The sequence below is a fragment of the Pseudoalteromonas sp. L23 genome (genome assembly GCF_021728455.1).
Lineage (GTDB): Bacteria > Pseudomonadota > Gammaproteobacteria > Enterobacterales > Alteromonadaceae > Pseudoalteromonas.
On the sequence record NZ_JAKKCW010000011.1, the window covers coordinates 122,961 to 144,836 of the forward strand.

The 21,876-nt window shown below is 42.7% G+C and carries 21 protein-coding genes; 6 read left to right on the forward strand and 15 right to left on the reverse strand.

The window, feature by feature from the left end:
• The first annotated feature begins 25 nt into the window (after positions 1-25).
• Positions 26-1,015, forward strand: coding sequence for a GGDEF domain-containing protein (locus L3V43_RS17535; protein ID WP_237117056.1), 990 nt, complete (start codon positions 26-28; stop codon positions 1,013-1,015).
• A gap of 333 nt (positions 1,016-1,348) precedes the next feature.
• Entirely contained in the window at positions 1,349-3,382 is a 2,034-nt protein-coding gene (locus L3V43_RS17540) for a S9 family peptidase (protein ID WP_237117055.1), read from the forward strand.
• Positions 3,383-3,664: 282 nt separating this feature from the next.
• Here L3V43_RS17540 and L3V43_RS17545 read toward each other — a convergent pair whose 3' ends face one another.
• Positions 3,665-4,210, reverse strand: a complete 546-nt coding sequence (locus L3V43_RS17545) for a DUF4410 domain-containing protein (protein WP_237117054.1) — start codon at positions 4,208-4,210, stop codon at positions 3,665-3,667.
• Between the two features lie 310 nt (positions 4,211-4,520).
• On the opposite strand from L3V43_RS17545, the gene L3V43_RS17550 reads away from it, so the two are divergent.
• On the forward strand, positions 4,521-5,348 hold the full coding sequence (locus L3V43_RS17550) for an AraC family transcriptional regulator (RefSeq protein WP_039496419.1): 828 nt from the start codon (positions 4,521-4,523) through the stop codon (positions 5,346-5,348).
• Between the two features lie 37 nt (positions 5,349-5,385).
• Positions 5,386-5,994, forward strand: coding sequence for a LysE family transporter (locus L3V43_RS17555; protein ID WP_102058354.1), 609 nt, complete (start codon positions 5,386-5,388; stop codon positions 5,992-5,994).
• A gap of 156 nt (positions 5,995-6,150) precedes the next feature.
• Here L3V43_RS17555 and L3V43_RS17560 read toward each other — a convergent pair whose 3' ends face one another.
• The 14 genes from L3V43_RS17560 to L3V43_RS17625 form a co-directional block, all read right to left on the reverse strand.
• Positions 6,151-7,665 (reverse strand): MSCRAMM family adhesin SdrC, encoded by a 1,515-nt coding sequence (locus L3V43_RS17560; protein ID WP_235368842.1) that lies wholly within the window; start codon positions 7,663-7,665, stop codon positions 6,151-6,153.
• Between the two features lie 144 nt (positions 7,666-7,809).
• On the reverse strand, positions 7,810-9,066 hold the full coding sequence (locus L3V43_RS17565) for a HAMP domain-containing sensor histidine kinase (RefSeq protein WP_235368841.1): 1,257 nt from the start codon (positions 9,064-9,066) through the stop codon (positions 7,810-7,812).
• A 13-nt stretch (positions 9,067-9,079) separates the two neighbouring features.
• Positions 9,080-10,462 carry a sigma-54 dependent transcriptional regulator gene (locus L3V43_RS17570; RefSeq protein ID WP_235368840.1) on the reverse strand — a complete coding sequence of 461 codons (1,383 nt, stop codon included), beginning with the start codon at positions 10,460-10,462 and terminating at the stop codon, positions 9,080-9,082.
• 4 nt (positions 10,463-10,466) lie between these two features.
• Complete coding sequence (locus L3V43_RS17575) at positions 10,467-12,863, reverse strand: ABC transporter permease (protein ID WP_237117053.1); 2,397 nt, start codon at positions 12,861-12,863, stop codon at positions 10,467-10,469.
• A gap of 1 nt (position 12,864) precedes the next feature.
• Positions 12,865-13,581: an ABC transporter ATP-binding protein gene (locus L3V43_RS17580; protein ID WP_010603799.1), complete on the reverse strand. Its 717-nt coding sequence runs from the start codon at positions 13,579-13,581 to the stop codon at positions 12,865-12,867.
• A 12-nt stretch (positions 13,582-13,593) separates the two neighbouring features.
• Positions 13,594-14,844 carry an HlyD family efflux transporter periplasmic adaptor subunit gene (locus L3V43_RS17585; protein WP_237117052.1) on the reverse strand — a complete coding sequence of 417 codons (1,251 nt, stop codon included), beginning with the start codon at positions 14,842-14,844 and terminating at the stop codon, positions 13,594-13,596.
• A 200-nt stretch (positions 14,845-15,044) separates the two neighbouring features.
• Complete coding sequence (locus L3V43_RS17590; protein ID WP_227388092.1) at positions 15,045-15,248, reverse strand: DUF1289 domain-containing protein; 204 nt, start codon at positions 15,246-15,248, stop codon at positions 15,045-15,047.
• Positions 15,249-15,268: 20 nt separating this feature from the next.
• Positions 15,269-15,553 (reverse strand): hypothetical protein, encoded by a 285-nt coding sequence (locus tag L3V43_RS17595; RefSeq protein WP_102058346.1) that lies wholly within the window; start codon positions 15,551-15,553, stop codon positions 15,269-15,271.
• Positions 15,554-15,624: 71 nt separating this feature from the next.
• Positions 15,625-15,786, reverse strand: coding sequence for an I78 family peptidase inhibitor (locus tag L3V43_RS17600; protein ID WP_010603803.1), 162 nt, complete (start codon positions 15,784-15,786; stop codon positions 15,625-15,627).
• Positions 15,787-15,810: 24 nt separating this feature from the next.
• The gene (locus L3V43_RS17605; RefSeq protein WP_237117051.1) at positions 15,811-16,257 is read right to left on the reverse strand and encodes an isoprenylcysteine carboxylmethyltransferase family protein; all 447 of its coding nucleotides are present in this window, start codon (positions 16,255-16,257) and stop codon (positions 15,811-15,813) included.
• 70 nt (positions 16,258-16,327) lie between these two features.
• Entirely contained in the window at positions 16,328-16,840 is a 513-nt protein-coding gene (locus tag L3V43_RS17610) for a Crp/Fnr family transcriptional regulator (protein ID WP_237117050.1), read from the reverse strand.
• Positions 16,841-16,926: 86 nt separating this feature from the next.
• The gene (locus tag L3V43_RS17615; protein ID WP_233525264.1) at positions 16,927-17,286 is read right to left on the reverse strand and encodes a GNAT family N-acetyltransferase; all 360 of its coding nucleotides are present in this window, start codon (positions 17,284-17,286) and stop codon (positions 16,927-16,929) included.
• Positions 17,287-17,372: 86 nt separating this feature from the next.
• Positions 17,373-18,662 (reverse strand): class I SAM-dependent methyltransferase, encoded by a 1,290-nt coding sequence (locus L3V43_RS17620; protein ID WP_237117049.1) that lies wholly within the window; start codon positions 18,660-18,662, stop codon positions 17,373-17,375.
• Positions 18,663-18,815: 153 nt separating this feature from the next.
• Complete coding sequence (locus tag L3V43_RS17625; RefSeq protein WP_237117048.1) at positions 18,816-18,983, reverse strand: hypothetical protein; 168 nt, start codon at positions 18,981-18,983, stop codon at positions 18,816-18,818.
• A gap of 93 nt (positions 18,984-19,076) precedes the next feature.
• On the opposite strand from L3V43_RS17625, the gene adhP reads away from it, so the two are divergent.
• Both adhP and L3V43_RS17635 read left to right on the forward strand, forming a co-directional pair.
• Positions 19,077-20,090, forward strand: a complete 1,014-nt coding sequence (gene adhP / locus L3V43_RS17630; protein ID WP_102058341.1) for an alcohol dehydrogenase AdhP — start codon at positions 19,077-19,079, stop codon at positions 20,088-20,090.
• Between the two features lie 177 nt (positions 20,091-20,267).
• Complete coding sequence (locus L3V43_RS17635) at positions 20,268-21,869, forward strand: HAMP domain-containing sensor histidine kinase (RefSeq protein ID WP_237117047.1); 1,602 nt, start codon at positions 20,268-20,270, stop codon at positions 21,867-21,869.
• Positions 21,870-21,876: the final 7 nt, after the last annotated feature.

Genomic DNA, 21,876 nt, shown 5'->3' on the forward strand with positions numbered 1-21,876 from the left:
AATTGAATTAGCCAATGGACTATGTATGAGCGAAGTATTTCCATCTAAATCGGATGACGCAGATCTAATTACTAAACTTGAAGATGAAGTTCTGGCGTTAGAAATAGAAAACCACAAGCTGCAACAAAGGTTACGTGAGAACGAATACGACAGAAAAGCTCTGCTGGATATTCAAAAGCTTGCTAATGTCGGTACGTGGCGGCTTAACCACCTAACCTACAGCGTTAAAATGAGCGATAAACTTGCTGCCATGCTCGGTATTGATGGCGGATCCGTTACACAGTGGGACGATTTTATCAATGCACTAGATCCAAGTGCCGAGCTTGCAATAAAACAACAACTTCACAATGTTTTTGTTCACGGTGGAAGCACCACATTTGAGCATGTTGTAACTAGAGCTGACGGCTCAACACTTTATGTAAGACACCACTGTGAAACGCTACTAAACGGCATTGGTCAGCCACTTAATTCAATTGGCCTGATGCAGGATGTCACACAAGATAAAGTCAAGGCTGCACAATTGGAAGTGCTATCGAATAAGGATGAACTAACCAATTTATACAATCGTAGAAAAATGAATCAGGCACTACACGAGGAAACGACAGAGTGCTTAACTAAAGGCCTTCCCCTTAGCACGATTATTCTAGACTTAGATCTATTTAAACAAGTGAACGATAGGTTTGGCCACCATATCGGCGATGAAGTGTTGGTGCTCGTGTCGCAGGAAATTCAAAATAGTCTAAGGTCAACGGACATCGCATCTCGTTGGGGAGGTGAAGAGTTTCTTATCTTGTGCCCCAACACCTATCTCAACGATGCACAGAAAGTAGCAGAGCGGATCCGTAAAGCGATTGAAGCCATTCAATTATCCTGCCCACACAAGATCACAGCCAGTTTTGGCGTAGGTAGTTTACAAGATGGTCAAGACTTATCAGAGATGCTAAAGCGAGTTGACTCAGCCCTATACCAAGCGAAAAAAGCAGGTAGAAACTGCATACGAGTAGAGCCTGAATAGCGCAAATGCATACTTAATACGGTTATTGACGCTATTTAACCTGAAAAATCCTTATGTTAGGTACGTCACTCATATGACAGTTTTACGTTATTGTTGCGTCATGACCAGAGCGCCACGTAGATCCTACCAAAATCAAGTTAATGAACGACGGATAATTCACAGGTACGCATTGTATCCAGCAGAACTATTCTTTGTCTCTCGTAAACAACCTTCTTACACTCCCCTTCATTTGATACACCGAGTTTTTATTTCATTCTATCGCGTATTAGGTGACATTGAATTACACCTGAATAACTATGAAGCCCACATAAAAATTATATTGAAGGTGGCGATATGCCTTTTGAATTGAAACGGACGCTTATTTGCACTTTACTGGCTTGCGCTGCATTGCCAGCACTAGCACAAACTGAGGTGGGATTACAGGCTAAAGACATTTTTGAACTGGAATATGCAAACGACCCACAAATATCCCCAGATGGTACTCAAGTTGTCTATGTGCGTAACAATAATGACGTGATGAAAGATGCTAAGCGACAAAACCTGTGGCTGGTCGATACGAAATCAGGCGCACAATCACCACTCTTCTCTGATGAAAACAATTACAGTCAACCTCGCTGGTCGCCGGATGGTAGCAAAATCGCCTTTGTGAGCAATGTATCTGGCAGCACACAAATTCATGTGCATTATCTTGCTCAAAACCGTACGGCACTACTTACACAGTTGCAATCTGGGATCAGTGGCTTAACTTGGTCACCAGATGGCAAATGGCTGGCTTTTAGCCAAAAGGTTGCTGAAAAGCCAGCAGTCATTGCCAAGATGCCAGAAAAACCAAAAGGCGCGAAGTGGTCCGACTCTGCCATTGTTATCGACAAAGCCTACTACCAAGCAGATGGCCGAGGCCTTATCAAACCGGGCTATCGCCAGATCTTCGTGTTACCGAGTGAAGGCGGCACGCCACGCCAATTAACCTCTGGTAATTATCACCATAGTGGGAAACTCGCGTGGCGAGCAGATGCTAAGGCCATTGTATTTTCAGCAAACCGCATTGCAGACTGGGAATACAAGCGCCTAGAGGGCGACTTATTCGAAGTTGATTTTAACCGTAATATCACCCAGCTTACGTCGGCTTCTGGTCGTGAGTACGCACCTAGTTTTTCCAAAAATGGTAAACAACTGGCTTATCTTAGTGCATCGAACGCGCTAAACCCTTACCGTAATAGCAAACTGAATATTATGGATTGGCAGGACAAAACCTCCCACATGATTGCCAAAGACTTCGACCGCTCAATCCAAAACCCAACTTGGATTAGCAGTGATAGACTGGCGATGACGTACGATGACCACGGCAAGCGAAAGCTCGCGAGCATCACCACAAAAGGCAAAATTACCGACATCACAGATACGCTCTCAGGCACAACCCTTGGTCGCCCTTATCTAAGCGGTGAATTTAGTGCTAACTTTGATGGAGAAATTGCCTTTACTCAGGGTTCGAGTGAGCGCCCTGCTGACATCGCAATCACGACAAGAAAAGGCAAAGTAGCGCAATTAACCCGCCTTAACGAAGACCTACTTGCACATAAAACCCTTGGTAAAGTGCATGAGATCACGTATAGCTCGTCGTTCGACGGGGAGAAAATTCAGGGCTGGTATATTACGCCACCAAATTTTGACCCAAACAAAAAATATCCATTACTACTAGAAATTCACGGTGGTCCACACTTAGCCTACGGCCCCCATTTCTCAGCAGAATTACAGCGTTATGCCGCCGAAGGTTATGTGGTATTTTACGACAACCACAGAGGCAGCAGCTCTTACGGCGAACGCTTTGCGATGTTGCTCAAGTACAAATACAGCTCGAAAGAAGACTTTGCCGATCATAACTCAGGGGTAGACGCTATGCTTGAGAAAGGCTTTATCGACAAAGATAATCTGTTTATTGCTGGCGGTTCTGCAGGTGGTATCGCAACAGCCTACGCAATTGGCTTAACTAACCGTTTCAACGCTGCTGTTGTCGTAAAGCCTGTGATCAACTGGCTGAGTAAAGTGCTTACCGCTGACAGTGGCCTTGGTCAAATTCCAACGCAATTCCCAGGTATGCCATGGGAGCATATGGAACACTATTGGCAACGCTCACCGCTTTCGCTCGTTGGCAACGTAACCACCCCAACCATGCTAATGACGGGTGAAGAAGACTTGCGCACGCCAATGGCCGAAACCGAACAGTTCTACCAAGCACTTAAGCTGCGTAAAATTGATTCTGTACTGGTCAAAATTCCAGGTGCGCCACATGGAATTGCAGGCCGTCCTTCTCGGATGATCAGTAAGATTGAACATACCCTAGCTTGGTTTGAAAAATATAAGAAGTAAACGTCATTTGCTTATTTCGATAATCTAGCTTGAGGTCTACAGGCCACATTACTCATGTGTCCTGTAGACCCCTCCCTCTGAAAAATGACACTATTTTAGAGAGACATAAAAGCACTTAGTCTCATCTTGTATGCTTGCTCCGCATAAAATTAATGTGGTGGGTGTCTTTGTTATTTCTCCGTCCCTTTGTTTGTAATGCGTATCAGTGGGGCTCAAAAAGGTATACAGGAGCCCCATCGTCAAAAACTAGGTTTCTTTGAGTATTTGGAATTTCAATATCGACTAAGAGTTAGCGGTATTATCAGTTTTACCTTCGCGCTCCACCGTGCCAATCATACTCACCACTTTCTTAGATACTGCTTCAAGCTGCCTAGAAGTAGTTGCACCAAAAATGCCTTCGATAAACTCAGATCGAGTATCTAGTATCGACTCACCAACCACCTCGTTAGTGTCGGTGTTTATTAGCTTTACATTGAGCTTCAGCTCGGCATCACCCGCCATTACACCTACCATAAAGCGGCCAAATCCAGACACATAACGAAAGTGCTCGATGGTGATCTCGACTGATAAAGGTGCTTGATCTGCACTTCCAGACTCAACAATACTGCCATTAAAGTCTTTGGCTATTAGCGCTTTTAGCTCATTAATGCTGTTAGAAAGTGACTTACTTTTAGAAACTGAGTGCGATGAAGTAATATCCAAAAATACATTTTGTGGCGTGTTCCCTACAGCTCTATTCGCTGTTTTACTTGTCTCTTGAATGTGGGCGGCGCAGCCACTGAAAATAAGCACTGCGATTATTACGGCAAATATTTTAAAATGTTTCATTAGGGGCAAATTTCCGACCTTCAATATATATTCGGTTAACGACATGCTAACCTTCGTTGGCAGCTATGGTATCAAATATTTTCCCGTAATGGGTAAGCAGTTGAATCACCTCTGTTCTTTGGCTTTGCATCGATTGTGATTTATTTGATAGGTTTAATGACCAAAGCCTGGGTTAACTAAGTTTCCTTGTGAAGAGTATTAAGCAAACTCTGTAGTGGATACATCAGCAATTTCGTTCAAGTTTTTTATTGATAGCTTGAATATATTGACTTGGTAGTTTTGCAAAAGTGCTCAAACAGAAGGAGGGAGTGTGAGTAAAAATAATCACTTTATATATACCCATAGTGCTCAGCAGGATGATGTGTCCATGCTGAGCGCAACCATGAGTGATTTCACCTACACCAAACATGCTCATGAAGAGTACTCGATCGGGCTCACTCTAAAAGGCAGACAAGACTTTTTCTGTCGCAGTGCTTTTTATAAAAGTCAGCCTGGCTGCGTAATGCTTTTCAATCCCGAAGATATCCATGACGGTCATTCTGGGGGAGAACACAGCTTAGAATATGTGATGCTTTATGTGCACCCAAGAGAATTGCAACCACTGTTTCGCTCTCTTGGTTATAAACAAGAAACAGTACTAAGACTTAACGACACCTTGTTCAATGACCCACTGTTGCGCTATCAAGTTCTTACCATATCTCAGCAACTTTTGGGACGATCCTACTCCAAAATTGAGCACGAAGCCGCCTTGTTTCAGTTGGCTCAATCATTGGTTCGTTTGCATGGCTGTTTAGAGTTACCACTTCGTAAAACAAGGGCTGAAATTTTAGTACTAAGAGCTAAAGACTATATATTGGCTAATCTTGCCAACGATATTTCGGTTGATGACATCGCTGATGTCGCCAATATGTCTAAATATCACTTTATTCGAGCTTTTCGAGAACACTTTTGCATAACTCCACACCAGTATGTTTTGAATTGTCGTATCAACTATGCTCGCAAACAGCTACTTGTAGGCCGTAGCGCCACCACCGCAGCGGTAGAGTCCGGCTTTGCTGATGCCAGTCACTTAAATCGTAACTTTAAACGCGTATTTGGCATGACACCAAAACAATTTCAGTTGCAGTTGGGCCGTTAGCTTAGCTCGTCGACTGCTTATATCGGAGTAGTAAATTATGTCAGAAATTTTCGCCTATGCTATCGGGGTAATGTATACCCCTGGGCCTATCAACTTGCTTGGTCTACATAGTGGTCTAAACAAACAGACGCGTGTTCATCTCGGTTTTTTCGCCGGTGTTGGAATGGCAATGTTCATCTTGTTCGTTATCTTAGGGATTGTCGGGCTCAAGTTTATTAATCCACAGCTACTGCCTTTTATCAGCTTGGCTGGGTGCCTTTATATTCTATATATTGCTTGGAAAGTGGCACATGCTAACGTTGAGCTCTGTGATAAGCGAAGTGCGGCCAAATCGTTGAGCTTTCGAGACGGACTTTTCATGCAGCTACTCAACCCCAAAGCGCTAATCGCAACGTTGCCGGTTTCTACCATTCAGTTTCCAAGCGTTGGCATTACCGGCATTGCCGTTGTCATATGGTCAATGCTCCTTGCTGTACTTGCATTCGGAGCCCCCACTAGCTATTCGATAGTGGGTTCAATGATGGGTAAACAGATCTCCGATCCCAAGTATTTTAAAGCTTTTAACTTAGTAATGGCTGCGCTATTAGTCTACGTGTCTTTAAGCATTGGTTATGACCATGTCATAGTGCCTTGGATAGTTAAATAATAAATGAGTAGGTGAAATGATAATGGCTGAGAGATAATGGCTGACACCCACGACAAACTTGAACCGTTATGTGCTGTATCTTTGAGGTGGGTGTCTTAATCTTCTTTCTTAATCTTCTTTCTTAATCTTCTTTGGTCTACTATCGTTCTTTACTTTTTAGCGTGCTTGCACCCGATACCGAACCTTATTGCTCGTTCCAACATTATTCGTTAATTGTAATATGCCTTTTGTTATACCAGTTGGTATAGTAAATGTAAGACTAGATGGTGTATGAGTTGAAGGAACAAGTGTTTTATTTCCCATTATGATGCGGGTTTTATCATCAAACCCCACTCCCTTAAGCTCATATTGCTCACCTTCTTGAACTTTGATTGAGGCATATCCAAATATTAACGGTGAACCCGCTTTGTATGGGCTTAATCGCACTTCATTAGAACGCTTATTTCGAGTGTAAATAAATGCCTTATATTTGCGAAATGGTAGATTGAGCTCAAAGATTAGCTCTGAGTTAGTGTGCGATGTTGGCGCGATATTATAAATTTCTTCACCGTTATAGATAACCACTTTTGGGTTCTCCAGCCCGGCAAAGTCATCACCAGTAAATACAACACTATCGCCGATACGATAAATTCGAGGTAATGAATAGCCATTGTAATAACCGGCTTGAGAGGATATTTGTACACTCGGTGAATCGCTTAATCTAAAGCCTCGCACTCGCTCATACGGCTCGGCGTCATAAATATCTAACACTTTGTCGCCATCATTATCGAGATCGATAAAATCCTCAACCCCGTCTTTGTCAGAGTCTTCAGGCCACCCTTTCGCGTTGAGTTTTTCGTCGGCATCCGCTATGCCGTCATTATCAGAATCAAGATCCAAAAAGTTTAATTTATCATCTTGATCTGCATTTCCTGAGCCTTCGCGCTCATCACTAATGCCGTCGCCATCACTGTCTAAGTCTAATAAGTTAATTACCCCGTTATTGTCCTCATCGAGTGTAGCGCCTTGCTTTACATAATATTCATAGAAGTCATGGATAGAGTCTCTATCGGTATCAATACGAGTTGGTTCAACACCAATTGCATATTCTGCATGATCATCAATACCGTCGGTGTCCTTATCTTTAAATACGTAAATTTCATAGGAATAGTCCGGCGCGCCACCCGAAAAATCATCAATGACGCTCAAATTGAATTTTCCGTCATGGGGTATTTTAGTCAGGATATGCGCCATTTTGAGTGCGCTATGGGTATGGATCTGCGATGAGTTGATCACAAAACCACCTTGCTCGGAAAAATACACTTTAGGCTTAAAATTATCGGAGCTATAGGTAATGCGAGCTGAGATATAGTCGCCCTTGTTTGCACTAAATTGGTACAAATCACCATTATCACCCGCATTTGAAATAACCCCTTTTACTTTAAACGGAAGTTGATGCGCAACTTTTACCGCATTGCTGGGGTTATCATTAGGTTCAATCTCGACAATTTCGGGATAACGAGCGCGTTGACTGTCAAATGGAAACTCATCATGCTCGTCTAACACACCATCACCATCTTCATCTTTGTTTTGCCAAGTTCCCTTAGTTGGGTCAAGCGAGCTATTATGTGGAGTTGCAAACACAATTGTACTAACCAGTGCAAGTGCCAATAAAATGCATCGTGATGTCATAAACAATCCTTATTAATGTTGCTTTTTTATTAAAGTCTTTCAAATTTTTCACCCTGCGACCCGCTTCATACTTGTACTCTTTCACTAATTATTTTGAATACATTACACTGGGTGTCTTCGTTTTTTGCTTGTTACTTTCAGCACTCAACCTCCACCACGCTCTACGCTAAAACTGACTTTTGCACCACCGCTTGAGTTATTGCCTAGTTTGAGTTGTCCACCGTGGTTTTCAATAATAATGCGAGAGAGCATAAGGCCTATGCCGTTGCCATCAGCTTTGGTGGTGTAAAATGCTTCAGCAGCTTCGTTTAGGTTGGAAAAACCGGGGCCTGTATCTGTGACCGTAAACGCTAACTTGTCTGCATCGGGGGTGATGTTGAGTGTGACTTCTGGCGAAGGTGTGCACGCTTCTTCGGCATTGTTAATAAGATGGCAAAGCACCTGTTTGATTTGACTCGTATCAAAAAAACCGAGCAGGTCCGCTGTGCTTTCTACCTTTAGCTGAGGGTAGATACTTTGTAGCTGAGTGCAAAACTCACTGAGTGCAACAATCTGCTTATGCGCAGGAGGTAATTTGGCAAGTGAGGCATAGTTGCCCATAAAAGATTTAAGGTAATTGGCGCGCTCGTTGATGAGTGACAGCCCACTAGTAAACCTTTCTAAATCTAACTCACGGTCTAGGCGCTTGGTTAGGCTGCGAGCTATCGTACCAATCGGCGCTATGGTGTTATTGATCTCGTGACTTAAAATACGGACAAACCGCTGTAAGGCGTCTTTTTCTTGTTGATATAAAATACTATCGAGCTGTTTTAAAACCAGTAGAGTGTGAGGTTTATTGGCAATGTAGCAGCTGTCGTGTTCAAGCAAAAAAGCATGCTCGGTACCGTCAAGCATCACCGAAACCTTTCCTTGTTTTTGCTGAGCTTGTAATGACTGAAACCAGCGCCAAGCATCGTCTTTGTAACAGTCAAAAAAGGTGCGCTCAGCGTAGCTGTTGGCAAATGCAACGCTTTGTTTGTCAAACACGATAAGTGCACAATCAAGCTTTTCAATGATTTGCTTTAGCAGGTCGCTTTGCTCTGCCAGCGCTCGCTGATCGGCTTGCATGGTTTGTGCAAGCGCGTTTAAGTGTTCCACCGTTGAATATAATTGTGCGTCTTTGCCATGTGCTGCTCTTAGGGCATAATCGCCTTGGCGAAGCGATATCAACAAGGTATCAATGAGATTAATAGTGTTTTGTCTTGTAGAGCTATATTTATAAGTGAGCAGTGCAAAACACAGCGCAAATACCAAATCTAGCAACATAACGAGTGCAACCGGGTAATTGTGCACAAGGAGCAGAACGTTAGCAATAACGAGTAGTAATGCACTTAACAACCAGTGTCCAAATCGATAAAACAAGCTTGCTTATCTCCTACTCATATTTATCCATTTTGCGATACCACGCACTGCGCGATAGTCCCAAGCTCTTCGCCGCTTTTGATACATTACCACCGTGAAATTCCAGTCTTTTAAATAGTGCTTGCTCAATAATTTCATCCAGCGTTAAATCGTGATTTTCTGATGTGCTCACAGTAGCAGTATTCACCGATTGCAACGCTGAGTGCGGTGTGGGACTGAGCGCCAAATCGCTGGCAAATACTCGGGCGTTTGAACATGTAAATACCACGCGCTCCATCATATGTTTAAGCTCTCTTACATTGCCAGGAAAGTCATAAGCACTCAGTGCTTTAGCAGCACAAGGCATAATGATTGGTGGTGGTTTTTTGTAATCTTGACTAAAGCGCATTAAAAAACGCTCTGCTAATGGCAAGATATCCTCTGGGCACGCTCTTAAAGGCGGTATTTCTACTTCTATAGTATTTAATCGATAATATAAATCTTGGCGAAACTGGTTATTGGCAATCGCTTCATTGAGTTGGCAGTTGGTGGCAGAAATTATTCTCGCAGTATTATCCAAAACTTTGTGACTGCCAACCGCCGCGTACTTCCGCTCTTCTAGCACTTGAAGCAACTTTGCTTGAGATTGCAAAGATAAATTGGCAATTTCATCTAAAAACAACGAGCCATTACTTGCGAGTGTAAATGCACCCACTCGATCTGCTTTCGCATCAGTAAATGCCCCCTTTTTATGGCCAAATAACTCAGAGTTAAATAGCTCGTCGCTCACTGCCCCCATATTAATCGAAATAAAACTGCCACCAGCACGACTTGAATGCTCGTGTACATACTGTGCGTAATAGCTCTTTCCTGTGCCATTTTCACCGGTCAGCAAGATGTTCATATCGCTTTGTGCCAACTGGGTGAGCTGTGTCAGCACACGCTGTTTTTTCTCACTTTGCGTAACAAAGTTGATCGTTTGTTGGGGCTGTTTAAGGCGTTCGTTTTCAGCAGATAGCCGCGCTAAATGTTGTCTGTCAGCTCGCTTCTCGATTTGTACTTTGATGCTATGAGCAAGGCGCTCATCATCCCATGGCTTTTCAATGAAATCGGCCGCTCCTTGCTTTAGGGCAGTAACGGCAAGGTCTAATGTCGCCCAACCAGTCATCACCACAATGGGTAAAAGCGGATCTATTTGAATGAGCTTAGCAATCGCCGCCAACCCTTCTTTGCCACTGGTGGTGTCATGGGTAAAGTTCATATCCAATAGCACCAAGTCCACTTCCTGTGTACTGACATAATCAAATGCTGCGTCTGGTGTCACCACACCATGGCAAGCATAGCCTTCATCCTCAAGTAAAAACTTCAGACTCGCCTGAATATCAAGCGAGTCGTCTACTATTAACACCTTTTTCAAATTATTATTCCATTCTTAAGCTAACCGCAGGTTGGACTTTTATGCTGCGTTTCACCGGGATATAAAGCGCAAGGCATACCGCAACAAATACCAGTAGCAAAGTAATGCTACCCGCACCAAACATAACACTAAACGGCACAATACCACGGAAAAAGTCTACAGCAAGATAACACAAGATATAGAAAATTAATGCAGAAATAGTCAGCCCTGTAACGGTATGGGTTAGATTTTTCTTGATAAATAACAACATGATCTGGCGATCTTTGGAGCCAAGCGCACGGCGGATGCCTATTTCATAGCTAGATTTATTAATATTACTAAGGCCCATGGCATAAATGCCGATTAAAGAAAGCGTTAAGGCAAATCCACCCACAATCAAAAACACATAAATGATGCTAGTGAATGCCCCCATCATAGAGCGATGGTTGTCGTAGTGATCAAAAACATAGCTAGTTTCGAGCTTACTTGAAAGCCTACCTAACACGCGATAGAACGCTTCGTAACTTTGGCTTGGCGGCAGTTCAGTGACGAATTTAACCGCCATTGCGTTATCCTTTGGCGCATATTGACGAAAACTAAAATAGACCTCATGACGACGTTCACTGGCGACAACGCTCATTTCATCCACTGCTATGCCAATTATTTTAGCACTTGGCCATTTTGCATCACGTAACATCAGTGAGCGCCCCAATACTTCCTCACTGCCAAACAAAGCCTTTGCGAGAGACTGACTAATGATCACCACGGGTGCCGCTTCTGTGTTGTCTTGTGCGGTAAAGTTTCTGCCGCTTTGCAGTTCGCGCTTGAAAAGATGAGTTACAGCTTCAATATTTATGATTTTATCGGTGTAGACTTCGCCTTCGCTTGTTTGCACATCAAGTTCAATCTCACGCTGATACACGCGCCCTTCTTTAAAAGCAGGATCCAGTGTCATACCCACAACCAACGCGCTTGCCATTTCGACCGCTTTATCACTCGAAAATTCGTTTTCAGCTTGAAATTGCAGCTCAGTGGAATGCACCCCTTTGAGAGTCTCTCCGTCGATGTTTCCCGCCATAGAGTACATCACATAACCTATGGTGCTCGACGCCATCAACATAAAGCTCACTAAAGTCACCTGCAAAGACAATAGCCGTTTTGACATCAATCCAGCCTGTTTGCCGGTTGCACCTCGCGTGCCGTCTCGCAGTACATCATTGATGTTAAAGTTAGCGGTTTTCACTGCAGGTAACAGCACAGCAATAGTAAATACAAAGCTTATCAACAACAATGACACCAAGATAGTGATGGTATTTAATTGCCAATACCACCAGTACGGCATTTTGCCACCAATCATCATATTAATAACAAAGTTCAGTGCCCGCAAACCGAGATCCGTTAGCAATAGCGCCACTACCCAACTGCTAAAGCAGTAAATAAAGCCCTCACAGGCATGCTGCTGAACAACTCTTAATTTTTTCGCACCAATCGCGGCACGAATAGCCGATTCTTTTTGTCTCTCGATTATTTTGGCAAAGAGTAAGTTACTAATGTTGATTGAGGAAATAAGCAAAATGAGTACGATACCTATCATAAATAGGGTAAATACAAATATCGCCTCACCATCAGTGTTGTATTCTACTAAAGTCATTGATTCAACTCGAACTGTTTTATCCACCTCGAGCTCTGACTGACTAGCGCGTTGCTTTGCATAGTCAGTGAAGAATAAACTTAAGCGTTGCTCCAGCTTTGACTCTACCACCTCGTTTGGCATCTTATAAATAATATCAATAGCATCAGCAGGTGCTGCGTTATTACCTTTAAGCGGTAGCCAGAGTTTAGAAAATATCGGGAAGTTATTACGTTTGGGCATCACGCCGATTATCTCGTAGGGCTTTTGATCAACGATCATCGTACGCCCAATAACATCTTCGCTACCTTGGAATAAATGCGACCATAGATAGTCTGAAATCACGACTACATCTTGAGCTGAGCCCACAAAGTCCTCAGCGGTATAAAATCGCCCGAGCTCAGGCTTAATATCCATAAACTGGAAAAAGCGCTCATCAACATAGGAGCCTCGATAATGATTTCCTCGCTCAGCGTCACTTACCCAAACACTCACAGGTGCAATATAAAGCCACTCCTCAAGTTGCTTAACTTCATCAAGTTCTCGTAGTTGTGGCAGCATGCTATATTCAAATCGATTTTGCGTGCTGATAGGGTTGCGAACCTTGAAGATCCTGATTTCAGAGCTGCCATTCCCTACTTGGCTATGTGAGAATGCCACGGTATAAATATAATTAAAGCCAATCAATGATATGGTCAAACTACCAACCATAATAAACATCATCAATAACGTAAATCGCATTGATTTTGCGATGTTTCTCAGCGCATAGCGAAAATCTAAAAGTAATCCCATACTAAGCTCCAACGACTTTACTTACACGGTCAAGCTGCTTTTTATCTCGTAAAATATTGCCATCAAGCATTGAGATCACCCGGCTGGCGTAGGTCGTTGATTCAATATCATGCGTTACCATACATATCGTTTTGCCAGCAGCATGAAGCTCGCTCAACAACCCTAGCACTTGCTGGGCATTGTTTGAGTCTAAGTTACCAGTCGGCTCATCGGCGAGAATGAGGTCGGGGCTGTTAATCAACGCTCTTGCAACTGCGGCCCGCTGTTGCTGACCACCTGAAAGTTGAGAGGGAAAATGATTGACTCGGTTTTCTAACCCCACCATCGCCAGTGCATCTTTGGCTTTTTGCTCCATTTCTTTTTGGCTAATGCCGCCGATATAAGTCAGCGGTAACATGACATTTTCAAGTACATTTAAATCACTGATAAGATTAAATGCCTGAAAAATAAAGCCTATATGGTTAGCGCGAATATGAGCACGCTCGTCTGAGCTCAAATTAAATGCTTGGTTACCGCTGATAAAATACTCGCCGTTACTTGGCTCATCAATCAGGCCCAAAATTGACAGTAACGTAGACTTGCCGCACCCCGAAGGTCCCGTGATAGCCACAAACTCGCCGGGCTCTACCACGAGATTAATACCGTCTAGTGCTTGAGTTGCAATTTCATCCGTCTGAAACCGCTTTTTGATGTTATTAAGTTGAATGACTGAGTTCATAATAGTGTCCTGTTAACGCACTAGCACTTGGCTATCTTGAGTATACTTTTCCATATCGGAAATAATGATAGTTTGATTTTTATTAAGGCCTTCAAGCACTTCGATGTAGTTTACCGAACGCTGACCAAATTTAACCGTTTTTTTCGTCGCGAGATGTTTATTAACAACAAACACGCTCGCTTGATTATTTGCAATGGCATTGGCCGGTATTGCGACGAATATAGCCTCGGGTTTATAGCTCGTTACAATAACCCCTTCAATGTTGAGTTTATCTCTGGCTTCTCTTGGCAAAGCGTCTTCAATGCTCAGCTCCACTTCAACTTGGCTATTGGTGACCTTTGGGGAAACACGTTTTACGATGGCGTTAAAACGCGAAGTGTAAGTATCGATTGTAGCCGACTGCCCAACTTGTACATGTGGCGCATCTAGTTCCGCGATGTTTATCTTAGCAACCAGCAAACGCGGATCTGCCACCTCTGCAACTGAACTGGTATTAGACAATTGCATGCCCACTTCAATCAGCACATCCTGAATTTGTCCAGTGATTGGCGAGCGCACATCAAGCGCTGCGATATTCTCTTCAAGTAGCTTAATTTCGGATCGTAGGCTTGCTTGCTCAGCCAGCTGCGCTTTGGCTTTTGCCTGCTGTACTTGTTGCTGAGTGGTAACCCTAGCTTGCTGTAACTCCACTTGCTTTTGACTACGCTGCATTGCAAACTCGCTGCGTTGATGATCAAGCATAGAGATAGTGCTATTGCCCTTTTCTATTAAGGTTTTTTGCGCCTGCCACTGAATTTTGTCTGCTTTATAACCCAACAAAGCATCATGATGTGCGGTGTGGGCCTCTTGCACTTTGGCCTTTAACTCTGCAAGTTCGGCCTCATGTTGTGCTGAAATTTTGGTAAGTTGGCTATGTTTTTGAATGAGCGCTTCGCGCAGTGATGGGTTTTCAAGCCGAGCAAGTAGCGTACCTTGAGTGACCATTTCACCCGGTTTAACCAGCACTTCAACTACTTTGCCGCCACTACTACTAGTAACCAAATGGCGCTTCTCCAATGCAAGACTACCAAGTCCCTTAACACTGAGTTCAAACTCGCCCTGTTGGACTGTAGCAACGATTAACTCTTCTTGGAAAACCACGTTTGATGCACTTTGGGTATACGCCTTGGCAAAAAACACCAAACCGACCACAAGTAGCACAATTACAAGCAACGCGAGCTTCTTAATCGGCATGCGCTTTGTTTTCGCCAGTTTTATATCCATACTTTGTACTCCACTTTGAGAATACAGTTGATGAATCAAATTTCAGGCCAAACTTTTTCTAATTATAAATCAATAACATAAAAATAAATTAAGATAATACCCGATAAAGCATGTCTCGAAAATGAGACACGACTACAGTAATGACTGTGCCAAAAGCGAGACAAAAGCTGAGCTATTTTTGCTTTGTCATTATAGAGAGGTCAATTCCTATTATATTTCTGAGCATGTTGCTGTTTGCGCCTCGTACAACGCGCTAAGACTTTGAGCTTTTCATCTTCGCTGTAACTTGTCCAGCTGGTGATTTCGTCCAACGTTCTAAAGCAACCTAAGCACACATCTTTATCATCCAAACAACACTTTCTGATGCAAGGAGATTGGACCAAATTACAACTTGAGTGTGACATCGCAGCTCCTTTAAATAGATTTACTCAAAATAACTTGCCGGAAAACAAGACTCTCTCTTTTTGCCTTTAAAATGATGGCAGACCTCTCCCGTTTCGATATTAACTAAAAAGGAATGGTCAATATCCTTAAAGTAAAACCAAATGAACTCCATGTCTTCTTCTAAGAAGTGTTGTTCAAAAGTGGGCTCATCAAAATGCGCCGCTAGCGCATCAATATCTGTTATTTCATCGTAGCTAGCGGCATAAATAGTTAGGCTCATGAACGTGGCTAAAACAAAAAATACCTTAACTAGGCCAATATGCATCTTGTTACCTTTAGTCATTTTATTGGACGAAATACATCATCTTCATCAATCAATATACAAACTGGGTGGGGCTATCCCCACCACATACGCACGACCTGTTGCGCGTCGTTTAACTCAATATTAAGTCGCTGAGGTTGATGATCTTGGGTAAGCATATCTCCAGATTGATACACCCTAACCACTTTTCCAACGATTGTTTGTAGGGATTTTGAATAATCAATATCTTGCACCATTTAACCCTTATTTATGCTGGATGTTTAAAGCCAACGACGCACTCTCCTTTGATAGCGTAAATAGGCATCTCCAAAAGTTTGTTCCATCATTTTTTCTTCAAATCGAATGTACCATCTGTCGGCAATAAGTAAAAAAGCAGTCACAAACAAAAATGACACGAGTGCACCACCGATTAATACGGCATAGCCTAGTAATGCAATGACAAAACCTAGGTACATGGGATTGCGGGTATATTGAAATACCCCAGCCTCCACTAATTTATCAGGCTTATTGAAAGTCATAATATCGGTTTCTTCCCTCGCGAATATCATGCTGCCCGACTTTGCCAGTGCAAACCCCAAAGCAATCGGTATTAACCCTAACAGATTGAAAGGGTAATAAATAAAATGTGGTGCACCAGTCAACCAACACACCACAGGCATCAATATGACAAATAAAAACAGTAAAATAGGAGGCAGTAGCTTTTTCATGATGTTATTCCTTACCTTTAGAACAATAATTAGAGATAAGGTAATGCGAATTTTGTTGCTATGCCTTAACCTATGTTAAGCCAAGCTCTTTTCTAATTCTCGACAGCGATACATCCGTGATCCCAAGGTACATTGCGATATGGCGCAAAGCAACCGAGCGGCTTAATGCTTGATTTTCTGTGATAAAGCGTAAGTACCTTTCCTTTGCACTTAACTGGAGTAACGCCGCTTCGCGTTTCTCTTTTTTAAGCACTAACTGTTCATAAATTTTGCGCACAAACCGTCCCCAGTTGAGGTTTTGCTCAGATACAGTGACTAAGTCAGCATAGCGAATTTCGGCAATAACACAGTCTGTTAGCGTTTGCGTTGAAAATGGACTCGGCTGTTCTTCTAGATAACAAGATAAACAAGAGAATGCCCCGCCCTTCTGTAGCAGAGATTTGTTCCGTTCATTACCCTTTTCATCTAGGTAGAAATAACGTCCATAACCATCTAATAAGAAATAAACACTCGAGATTTTCTCACCTTGTTCGAATAGCATCGTATCGGCTGTGATATGACCGATTTTTATATACGGAGCCATAAGAAGCCAATCCTCAAGTGAGAAGTCCACCAACCGCCCATATACAGCTAACCATTTTTGATAATTTTCGTTACTTGATTTAGACATTAGTGTAAGTGCTTTTCGAATATTAACAGGATTTTATTGTCGTAAGGTATCGTATCGAACTGCTGATATCCAAGCTTTTGGTATATGTGCTGCGCTCGCGTATTATCTGCAAAAACATCTAGCCAAACTCGCGTTGTACGCAACTCCTCTAACACGTATTTTTCCATCTGATTTATCGCTTCTTGCCCTATTCCCAATCCCTTTTTAGCAACCACAATCCGGCAAAATTCAACACTTTTCAGTTCTGGTTCAACGGCTAAAATTATAAAGCCAACTATTTCACTATCTGAGTGGATTGTTAAATAGTGTATGTTGGGCTCAGAAAATAACTGCTGATGAACAAGCAGCGAATTGCTCAAGATAAATTCCTTATAATCATCCGCATTCTCCATTTTGCTCAAAGCTGGAAGTTGTGTAAAAAACCCCTTGAACTAATGTGAGCATCTCATTCGCTTTTATAGTTAAGTAAGAGTTTTGAATTAAGTTCATTAATGAAAAGGCTATCCTGTAACCTCGATTCTTGCTCGATCAACCATGCTTCAAAAACTTCTAATGTAGCTGACTGATAAAGTTGCGATAGCCAATCTTGGAGTGATATATCACAAGCCTCACATAAAGCTTGCTGACATAACCAAATATTTTCAGGCATCGCCACATTCTTACCATACTTGATGAGCTGAGAATGCTGAAAAGCACTTTTTATTCCGACAAGGCCAAGCTTCCCCTGTTCATCTATTGGTGCAAGGTGATTATCTTGCACAAAACGCGGCGATGCTGGGAAGTTGAATACGAACTCAGGAGATTCATAATTGGTGTACTCATATTTAACAATAGCGCCAGCAGATAAATTTGTCGCCTCACATGGAATAGTAAAAGGAATATTGAGGCTGCATTCATTTTCACCAAGGACATAATGGCCATAGACTATAATATCCGTTTGCAACTTAAAGCCATCTCCAGGCTGGTGGCTATCCGGGATAATCAACTCCCCACGTAATAACGTATCGTCACCACGGCTGAGCTTCTGTACCGAAGACTTCTGTAAGTTAAAAAATTCTCCAACGTGTATTTGCTCCCCTTTTCTATTTAACATTGCCGACAACGCGATAGACTCAGGGATCAAAATACCGTCTTCTTTTAGGTAGGGAAATAAGTGCTTGAAGATCCAAACTTGTGGCTCTCTTTTTAGTAATGCTGTCATCGTTTCTGAAATCACGATATCAAAGCTGCATTTTTCTTCATCCTGCCATTTTAACGCATCACAACAAACCAAGCGTTCGATACGGTGCTCTACATCAAAAGCATCAATTAACTTTTTTACCGCAGCTATATTTTCTGGATGTATGTCAATCAGGGTTGCCCTAACAGGAAGGTTGGGATGTAGTGCTAACAATGGAAGCAGCAACGTGGCGTAAGGACCAGTGCCTGCGTATAAAATATGAACTTCAGATAACCCTTCTCGCTGTTTATCTTCGATAGCCGCTTTTACACCTTGCATAAAAATCAAACTGCGCAGCAGTTCTTGAGAGCATTTAGCTGCCTGAACAGGAGAAATAGCAACACCATATTCAGTATGAACACTACTCCAATCATTCATATCAAACTGAGTATCAACTCCACTCAGTTTACCAAAGAATTTGATAAACTCGTCAAACAAAGTTGTCAGTTCAGGAGACTCCTTATTTGCAGCGAAAATTCCTGTTAAACACCTGCTTTTAAAGCTATTTAGATCCATATGCTTTCCCTTGATATAAAACGCTGTTGTATTAAGTACTTATTCTTATTAAAGTATCATTTAAAGATAGAGTGTATATATTTGCAATAAAAACCTTAAATCAACTCACCGTGATCGGTTTTCTAGTTTGAATCAACAATATAAAAGTAGCGCTTAATTCATCATTTCGACAGCACCTACATCTGATCCAACATCAAAACCTTCAAGTGACTCACTATCTTGGATACTACTAGCTGCACCACTGGCGCTGCTACGTAGAAGAAAATAACACCCTACTTTTTTGTAATTAAGTAATGAATTGGCGAGCATTGTGCTCGCCATTTTTGTTTACTCTCATCTCATTCATTGTTTCGGATCAAGTTGTTTCTGGTTATAGCTGCTAAGCTACCATCGACTCAATCAAGGAGCAAAAAGATGAAAGCAGCGTTAGTGCACCAATTTAAACAACCGTTAGAAATTCAAGAAATTGAGAAACCGCAACTTACACAAGGATCGGTCATCGTTGAAATAGCCGCCTGTGGTGTTTGTCACACCGACTTACACGCCTGTCATGGTGACTGGCCAGTTAAGCCTAAATTACCACTAGTGCCTGGTCACGAAGGTGTGGGTACCGTTATCGCAAAAGCTGACGATGTTAAACACCTAGCCGTTGGTGATAGAGTGGGTGTACCTTGGCTTCATAGCGCCTGCGGTCATTGTGAACACTGCCTAAAAGGCGACGAAAACTTATGCCCAGAGCAGTTAAATAGTGGCTATTCCGTCGACGGCGGTTACGCACAGTACTGTAAAGCCGATGCCAACTACGTGGTAAAAATCCCCGAAGGCTTGTCATTTGTCGATGCCGCTCCTCTATTCTGCGCGGGCGTCACCACCTATAAAGCACTAAAAGTATCGAAAGCTAAACCCGGTGAATGGGTTGCCATTATTGGTGTAGGAGGCCTTGGTCACTTAGCAGTGCAATACGCCAAAGCAATGGGGCTGAATGTAGTTGCAGTTGACACTGGCGAATCAAAGTTAGCACTAGCAAAAGAGCTTGGCGCCGATTTATGTATCGACTTTAAGCAGAGCGATCCCGCAGAGTTGATGCAAAATAAGCTAGGAGGAGTCCAAGCCGTAGTTTGTACAGCGGTCTCAAAGCCTGCCTTTACGACATCATTTAACAGCGTGAAGCGAGGCGGTACTTGCGTGCTCGTTGGCTTACCACCAGAGGAAATGCCTATTCCTATATTTGATACCGTTCTTAAAGGTATCAGTGTTGTTGGCAGCATCGTTGGTACCCGTCAAGATCTCACTGAATGCTTGCAGTTTGCCGCTGAGGGCAAGGTAAAGGCCATTATTGAAACCAAGCCACTTGAGCAAATCAACGATATATTTGACGATATGCTCAATAGCGACATTAACGGCAGGATCGTACTTACTTTCGACTAGACCCATCGAGCAGCCAAATACTTGATAGCCATTTGGCTGCTTTCTCACTTCGGCAAAGTGACAAAAGCCTAGAACGACCAACCAGAACGAGGGATGACAACGGCCAGAGAACAAATTGTTATTCCGAGCTTAGGTTAACTATACTTTGTGTATTCGAGTCTTAGCAACGTTGAATACATGGCAGCCAGTCAAAGCAACATACTTCACCCAAGTCAGTCGTTTAGCTTTAAGTACTTCTACCATATATCAGCGCTCTCCATGCTGCTTTTTTTTCTTTCTGTGGTGTTCACATTTTTAGCATTCGTCAATAAAGAAGCGCAAGAGCAAGAAATAGAAAGAAATTTTAATCTTGTTCGTTTATCCCAAGAGTTAAGACTCAGCTCAGATCAACTCACCATGATGGCGCGGGCTTATGCCGCCACAGGCAACCCTAAGTTTAAGCTATTTTTTGATGAGATCTTAACTATCCGTAACGGCACTTCCCCTCGCCCTAAGCATTTGCACCGCGTTTATTGGGACATGTTGCTGGTCAAAGAGGGTCAAGCACCATTTGAAAAAGAAGCACCAAAAGCTCTGCTGACATTATTATTAGAAAACGGGGTATCTACGGATGAATTAACTATGTTGCGAAATGCAGAGGATAAAAGTGAAGCACTCGTGTCGCTTGAGCGTGAAGCCTTTGAACTCGTGGCAGCAGGGAAAAATCAACAGGCCCTCAAGATTTTGTACAGCGAGGCTTACCTCCAAAGTAAAGTACATATAATGACGCACATCAATGCCTTTTTAGAACGCAGAGAGCAGGATTTCAGCTCACTCCTTGCAAGCAGCAATAAAAAGGTAAAATCCTATTATGGTGCCGCGTTTGTTTGCTTTATCTTGCTATTACTTAGCCTCATCGCGTTGTACAACTCTCGTTCGGCCATCCGTAAAAGTATTATTGATTACCTAAATACGGAGGTAAAAAGCCAAACCGAAGAGTTAGTAGAAAAAAACAAAGCACTTAATCACGCGATCAGTGAACTCAGTGAGACTCAAAAACGCCTGATAAACGCCGAAAAGTCAGCAACGCTGGTGCGATTGATCCCAGGACTTGCCCATGAGATTAACACGCCGATTGGCGTCGCCATGACCGCTTCCAGTAACCAACTATTGCTTGTTGAAGGGGTAAGACAAAGGGTAAATAAAAATGAAATAGCTAAGTCTGCTTTATTGCATTCGATAGAAAATATCGAAAGCTGTGCCAAGCTCGTCGTCAATAGTACCGAGCGGATAACCGGTATTATCGACAAGCTCAAAATCATCACCAATACTGGATTTGAAGGAGAAGTAAAGCCAGTTTACTTACAACCGCTTATCGCACACTGTGTGAGTGAGCTTGCCAATCAACACCCACATATTGATATTACCTTAGATATTCCCGAAGCACTTGCTATCACCGCCCCAGAGAGATTGTTACAGCAGATTTTCCAACCTGTAATAGAAAATGCGTTTTACCACGCCTTTGCTGATAACTCAGTGCAAAGCCCATGTGTGATTATATCGGCTCAAACCTCAAAACTTGGATATACGATTAAAGTCACGGACAACGGCGGCGGTATTCCACATGAAATCAAAGATAAAGTATTTGATCCTTTTGTTGTCGGTAATCGCACACAAAAAGGCCTGGGCTTAGGGCTAAGTGTTGCGCTCGCTATTGTCACTCAGTATTTTAATGGCGTAATTGAGTGTGAAACAGAATCTAACTCCGGAACATGCATCATTATCAAGTTGCCGAGCTAGTCGCGCT